This window comes from Methanococcoides seepicolus, from assembly GCF_023684405.1.
Lineage (GTDB): Archaea > Halobacteriota > Methanosarcinia > Methanosarcinales > Methanosarcinaceae > Methanococcoides > Methanococcoides seepicolus.
On record NZ_JAGSOI010000092.1, the window covers coordinates 1 to 6,502 of the forward strand.

Genomic DNA, 6,502 nt, shown 5'->3' on the forward strand with positions numbered 1-6,502 from the left:
AAAAGGAAGTAAAGAGAAAGAATTAAAGAAAGCTATCTGAGAAAACTATCCAGTTACAGCGCTCTTAGCAAGATCATTCGAAGAATGACCTAAGGTCATTTATGCCCAATGAAACATTGAACTCTTTCAAACTGAAGAACTTCTTTGCCCTCATATCATCATCCTCAAGTCGAAGATCACTTTCAACAAAACCAGCTTTTTCAAGACGTTTCAAGTGAAGATAGAGAACCTGACGCGAAACGCCCAGTTCTTTGGCAAGCTCATAGACATACCATTCACGCTCAGAAAGCATACACAATAGCTTAAGGCGTAATGGATGGGAAATAGCTTCCCCTATTGACACCACTTGCTCAATTGTCCGTTCCATAGTTCGACCGGGTGCTGTTTTAGATCTCTTCCAGCTTATCCTTGATCTCCTCTACAGTCTTCTTGATGTCAGCAACATCCTTTTCCATACTCACAAGCCGTTCATTGCTGTTCTGTGAGCCCACTAACCCTGAGCGGCTAAGGAAAACGATAGCTGCACCTACAACCACAAGTATGAGGATGATCTCCAGAAGGAAATCGAAAGCATTGAAAGTATCGTAATAGTGCATCATAGTAATCGATAGTATGTCACTGTTTTTATATTAGCGTTTACTCCAGCTTCTTCAATATCTTGCCCAGAGTTTCACGATTGCTCTCAACCTGTTGTTCGATCCTCGATAGACGAGGATCATCGTTATTGTTTACACCATTGTTATGCACACCATTTCCATTGTGGCAGAATGATGTGGACCCGTTCCTAAAGAGAAACAGCACGAACCAAATGATAACTACAAACAGAATTAACATGAATATCATACCAAAACCTCCTATTCCACCATATCCCCCATACAGACCATATCCCATCATATTTCTCAGCTCCTTTTTTAAAATACAGATATTGATAAAGACAAAATGATATCAGCAGATTTCCTGCCAAAGGTGGTTGTGGTGGTACTGATCAATAAACGACAGGAAACCCACATAATTCGATCATATCGAAAAATTATTAGTAACGGTACATTCCACCGTTACCCATTCCATAGCCTTGTCCATAGTCTTGTCCATAGCCACGCATCATACCATAGCCTTGACCATAGCCATTCATCATACCCTGCCCATAACCATGCATCCTGCCATATACCCTTGGAGCATAAGTGTAAGACTGGTCGGTAAGATCGACAACATCTCCGGTGAATGCATCGATGTAGCTCTGCGCAATAGTGCCTCCATCGTCTACATACTGTACGACCCACCATCTACCCATTGCGTAGATGTCCTCTTCCCTCACATCAGGATCGATGTAGGTCTTTGCAATATTTAGTGCATCATCCACACCGGTTACCACTACCTCAGAGTAACCGACGGCCTGACCATCACCATCGTAAGCTGCACCATACCCGCCTCCGTAACCAGGGCATCCGCCATATCCATAAGCAGCCTGAACTTCACCTGCTGTGGCAAGCATTCCGGCGCCTGCAATAAATAGAGCGCCTATCAAAAGCATTGTTGTTGTTTTACTCATATTGATCACCTTCATAGTAGTAATGTAAGACACACGCCATATGTGTATCCTATATGCTACACATGTACGCACCTGTATATAAACATATTGAGTCACACATGTGAAGCGGCCGACAGAGTGTGGTTTTGAAATATTCACAGTAATCAAAACGCTTATCACACATAATAAGATTAGAACTGTTGATTCCAATGAGAAAAGCACTATTACTCCTAATAATTACAGGCATGCTCCTTGTGAGCGGGTGTGCAAGCAACGGGGATCAGGAAAATACCATGGTACAAGAAGGAGATCTAATATCGGTCAACTACGTCGGTCAGCTTGAAGACGGAACTATCTTTGATACATCCCTTGAAGATGTCGCAAAGGAAGCAGGACAACACAATCCTGCAAGAGGATACGAACCACTTGAATTCACGGTCGGTGCAGGACAGATGATCGCCGGGTTCGATGCAGGAGTTGTCGGCATGACGGTCGGTGAAGAAAAAACGGTCACCATCCCGGCAGCAGAAGCCTATGGAGAATACGATGAGGAACTTGTCCAGCCGGTCCCAAGAACCCAGCTCAAAGAAATGGGCATTGAACCAGAGGTCGGTATGCCCCTCTTCACACAGTATGGTCAGGTCACCATTGTTAGAATGGATGAGACCAACGCATATGTTGACTACAACCACCACCTTGCCGGAGAGACCCTGACATTCAAGATCACATTGGTCTCCATTGGCCAGGACTGAACATTAATATGGAAAAAGAAGAGAAAATAATTGCGATCCTGCTGGCGATGGCTATACTATCGCTGGCAGTAGCTTATTTTATATACATCCCAGGAGAGTTGAGCGGCAATATTGAACCATTGTCAGATTCAACCACTCTCGGCGAAAAGGTCTTTGTTGAAGGACCTGTCCTCAATAAGAAGATGACCTATTCCGGAGACCATCTTATTCTGAAGGTCGATCACGAAGGTGAGATGATCACCGTATTCGTTCCGAATAACAAAGGTGCCAAAGATATCGACAAGGAACTGGCTGTCAATGACATGGTGCATATTGCAGGGATCCTTGACGAATACGAAGGTGAACTTGAGATTATTGTTAAGGACAAGAAGGATATTGAAAAGCTCTGACACTTTCATACCCTTTGTTCAATATAGTAACAGTAATAAAGAAAAACAGCATCTTAGAGGGCATGAAAGCATGTATCATGTGTGGCGGGGAAGGCACACGACTTCGCCCACTTACCTTCGAAAGACCTAAGCCAAGCATACCTATTCTGAACAAACCATCTGTAGTGCATCTGATAGAACACCTCGCAAAGGAGGGATTCACAGAGATAGTCATCACCATTGGCTACATGGCAGATATAATAGAAGAAGACCTTGGAGACGGTCGGATGTTCGGAGTTCATATCGAATATGTATATGAGGAAAAGAGGCTCGGCACCGCCGGTGGAGTGAAGAATGCGGAAGAGTTCCTTAAAGATGAGCCGTTCATGATAGTGGGCGGAGACCACGTAATGGACCTTAGTCTGCGCACTATATACCGCCAGCATGAAATGAACGATGCCATGATAACCATCGGACTTATGTCGATCGATGACCCCCGTGAATTCGGCATCGCTGATATGGACGTCAATAACAGGATACACCGCTTTTTAGAGAAACCCGGACCAGGAGAGATATTCAGTAATCTTGCGAGTACAGGCATATACATGTGTTCTCCGGAAATATTCGACTGGATACCCGAAGATGAACAATATGATTTTGCAAAGGACCTGTTCCCGGCATTGATGAGCAAAGGAGAGAACATCAATGGGATGCTGTTACGTGGCCAATGGACAGATGTAGGAAGCTCCACGGCATACAGGCAGGCACAGAGATGGATGCTCGAATCCCTTCCTGGAACATCTATTGAAGGTAATTTCAATACAAAGGACGCACGAATACAAGGCCCCCTGAAGATCGGGAACAACGTTATTGTCGGTACGAATTCCGCACTTGTGGGACCTATCGTGATAGGAGAGAACACTACCATCGGAGACAACGTGCTTATCGGACCTTATACTGCCATCGGGTCCAATTGCGTCATTAAGGACAATTGCAGGATATTATCTTCATACATATTCAACGATGTGACCATTGGAAGCAATACAAATGCATCCGGATCCATAATCGACAACGATACCATTGTCGGACAAAATTGTAACCTTGAGAACGGGACTGTGATCGGACCACGTGTTATTATACGTGATGATGCGACGATTCACTCTGATGTGAAGATATGGCCCGAGGTGACCATCAAAGCAGGTTCAAGGATCAAGGAGACCATAATTAATCCAGAATTCGACTAAAATTTAGAAGTTACCAGAACCATGAATCGGATCTTCAAGTGGCTATCTGTTTCGCTTGTTATCAGCTTTATATCGATAGTTCTTCTGCTGGTATTCACAGTAGATACTACGACCATTGATGCGGTTCTGAACATCAAGAAAGAGGCTATTGTTGCTGCAATAGCCCTTCAGTTGTTCTCATACGTGGTATGGGGATTGCGGACGAAATTCATGTGCCAGTCACTGGGACATGACATAAAGGCCTTGAAAACGATCGAGATAGCAATATCCAGCCTTCTTGTCGCAGCTGTTACCCCCTCTTCCGCCGGTGGAGAAGCGTTGAGGATACACCTGCTTTCCAAAAATGCGATCCCCATCGGAAAGGCCACTGCTGTCGTAGTGGGAGAAAGGCTGACGGATGCATTTCTTATCCTTCTTATTGCACCATTTGCCCTTTACATTTTAAGAGGGTTTTTCCCCGAAGGGAACTTCGATATGCTATTGATAGCAGGTGAACTTTTCATTTTCATAATACTGGGAATGCTGACCTATGCAATATGGAAACCGAACAAGACAAGGTCCACAATTCACTTTTTTGTAAACAGGACAAAACGCTTCCATGGCAGGAAGACAGATGAAGCTCTTGCAAACGTTCTGAAAAAGGTAGACGTAGAGATGGACCATTTCCAATATAGTATAAGGTATTTCACCAAAGAGGGAAGGAAAGGACTCTATTATGGAACTATATGCACTATCGTTTACAGAGGAACACTTTACTCCATACTGCCGGTGATACTTGCAGGGCTCGGACAGCCTCCGGAGATCTTACTTTCGTTCATGGCACAGATACTTCTTACATGCCTTATGATAATACCTGCAACCCCCGGAGCAAGCGGTGTTGCTGAATTTGGTGCCAGCTCGCTCTTTTCCATTGTTATCGCGACCCCCTCACTGATAGGTATAACAGTGCTCACATGGAGAGCACTCACATATTACATGAATATCATTGTTGGAGGGTTTATCAGCATCAAGGTACTCAAAGATGCAGATATCATTAATGAATCCATCAAAAAATGAACATATCCGGAAATGAACAATGATAAATGGACATCCCCGAATGAGGATTCAGGGATTTACAGATAGGTATTCAAGTATATTTTCTGGAAGAGCCACTTTTTGAACAAGTTCATCCATATTCGCATAAGGCACACCACTTATGATCTTAGATACATCCATAGCATTTAGCCCGGGAATTTCCTTGATCACCTGCAAAGGAGTGGAATTTACATCCAGTGGAAAAGGTATCGCTTTTACAGAACGCTGCCCATGTCCCACAATAGCAGCATCGACGAATGCACCCAGAGGAAGATCGAGAGGGAATCCCACAAGGAGAGGGTATGAACCGAACTGTCTGCCAAATGTGAGGTCATGCTTTGACCTTTCATCATGGAGCTCACACATGACATCCTTGAGCACAGTTCCTATCGGCACGATCTTCCTTAACATCGGCAGGTCGATCTCCTTTCGGATCTTTTCTTTGTATTTGAGAAACAGTTTTTTGTGCTTGTAAACAAGGTCATCGTCCCCATACACTTTCGTTCCCGGAAATGCCATGACCTGTCTAATATTTATCCTTCTTACAAGAAGCCCGGAATCCAGTACATCCTTAAGAAGATCATAGTTCAGCTCAAATGTCTTCTTGGACTCCCCGGGCAGACCATGAACAAAGTTCAATCCCGGGAGCAACTCCGGCAAACCACTGCTACCTCTTGCCGAACCAACATCGTTTATCATCTCAATGACATCGAACACATCATCTGGGTGTATTTTGAGGTCATTCGCACGAACAACGGCAGGGTCCGCACTTTCTATGCCCAATGCTGCGATATCGCCAGAGGTATGATATTTCACGATGGTCTTCAATATCTCGAGGCTCTGTTCCGGATAGGCGACCATCGTTGCAGGGTTCGTGTTATCCATGTGCAGAACTTTCAGTTCAGGTGCGACCTTTCGGATACCACTGTAAAGGGTTTCCAGAACGTCCGGGCTCGGCTGAAGAACATCAGCACCTATATCCTTAGCATGATAACTCAATAGGTCCGGCTGCCTCCCAATACGGAAGTTCCTTGCACCGAGATCATAAAGTGAAGATACTTCAGCGATCACATCTGCCACAGGACGGTGATCAGAATGACCGTAGAACCGTTCAGTGCAGAAGGAACAGTGTACCTTGCGACCACATCCGCGATAGGTTTCCATTTCACACATAACGTGAGGATAATCGGGATGTTGAGCTATTATGAAAGCACCGAGCTTAGACCATCTGCCGATCTCATCCACGGTCCTCATCCTGTGGGAAATATCTTCAGGATCACAGAGTTTACCATTTTCGAAAAGGTCATAGACAAAAGCTTCGATATCACTTTTTGCGAGAATAGTATCCTCGGCATCTATTCCAAGCTCTTTTGCACCTTTGCCACCTTCTTTACTGAAACCAAGACGGATGGGACCACCTAGGACCTTGATACCTGAAGCAAGGGTGCAGAGGTTCTCGATCTCACCGGGAGTTATCGGTGAGGAACGGAGGTATTTACCGGGAACCGTCATACCGGACAATATTACCACAATATC

Annotated in this window: 9 protein-coding genes; 4 read left to right on the forward strand and 5 right to left on the reverse strand. The window is 44.7% G+C overall.

All coding sequences use genetic code 11. The features are described from left to right. Positions 1 to 73 precede the first annotated feature (73 nt). The 4 genes from KDK67_RS13230 to KDK67_RS14385 form a co-directional block, all read right to left on the reverse strand. Positions 74 to 367, reverse strand: coding sequence for an ArsR/SmtB family transcription factor (locus KDK67_RS13230; RefSeq protein WP_250869304.1), 294 nt, complete (start codon positions 365 to 367; stop codon positions 74 to 76). A gap of 19 nt (positions 368 to 386) precedes the next feature. Further along, positions 387 to 599, reverse strand: a complete 213-nt coding sequence (locus KDK67_RS13235; RefSeq protein WP_250869306.1) for a hypothetical protein — start codon at positions 597 to 599, stop codon at positions 387 to 389. Between the two features lie 37 nt (positions 600 to 636). Next, complete coding sequence (locus KDK67_RS13240) at positions 637 to 894, reverse strand: hypothetical protein (protein ID WP_250869307.1); 258 nt, start codon at positions 892 to 894, stop codon at positions 637 to 639. A gap of 139 nt (positions 895 to 1,033) precedes the next feature. Then, positions 1,034 to 1,549 carry a hypothetical protein gene (locus KDK67_RS14385; protein WP_276575165.1) on the reverse strand — a complete coding sequence of 172 codons (516 nt, stop codon included), beginning with the start codon at positions 1,547 to 1,549 and terminating at the stop codon, positions 1,034 to 1,036. A gap of 188 nt (positions 1,550 to 1,737) precedes the next feature. Between KDK67_RS14385 and KDK67_RS13250 the strand changes: the two genes are divergently transcribed. From KDK67_RS13250 to KDK67_RS13265, 4 genes are all read left to right on the forward strand, one after another. After that, positions 1,738 to 2,280, forward strand: a complete 543-nt coding sequence (locus tag KDK67_RS13250; RefSeq protein WP_250869309.1) for an FKBP-type peptidyl-prolyl cis-trans isomerase — start codon at positions 1,738 to 1,740, stop codon at positions 2,278 to 2,280. Between the two features lie 8 nt (positions 2,281 to 2,288). After that, on the forward strand, positions 2,289 to 2,669 hold the full coding sequence (locus KDK67_RS13255; RefSeq protein WP_250869311.1) for a PolC-type DNA polymerase III family protein: 381 nt from the start codon (positions 2,289 to 2,291) through the stop codon (positions 2,667 to 2,669). A 62-nt stretch (positions 2,670 to 2,731) separates the two neighbouring features. Further along, positions 2,732 to 3,892 carry a nucleotidyltransferase family protein gene (locus KDK67_RS13260; RefSeq protein WP_250869312.1) on the forward strand — a complete coding sequence of 387 codons (1,161 nt, stop codon included), beginning with the start codon at positions 2,732 to 2,734 and terminating at the stop codon, positions 3,890 to 3,892. Positions 3,893 to 3,913: 21 nt separating this feature from the next. Next, entirely contained in the window at positions 3,914 to 4,948 is a 1,035-nt protein-coding gene (locus KDK67_RS13265; RefSeq protein ID WP_250869314.1) for a lysylphosphatidylglycerol synthase transmembrane domain-containing protein, read from the forward strand. Positions 4,949 to 4,996: 48 nt separating this feature from the next. Here KDK67_RS13265 and KDK67_RS13270 read toward each other — a convergent pair. Continuing rightward, the coding region (locus tag KDK67_RS13270) for a radical SAM protein (RefSeq protein ID WP_250869316.1) at positions 4,997 to 6,502 on the reverse strand (1,506 nt) is incomplete at its 5' end.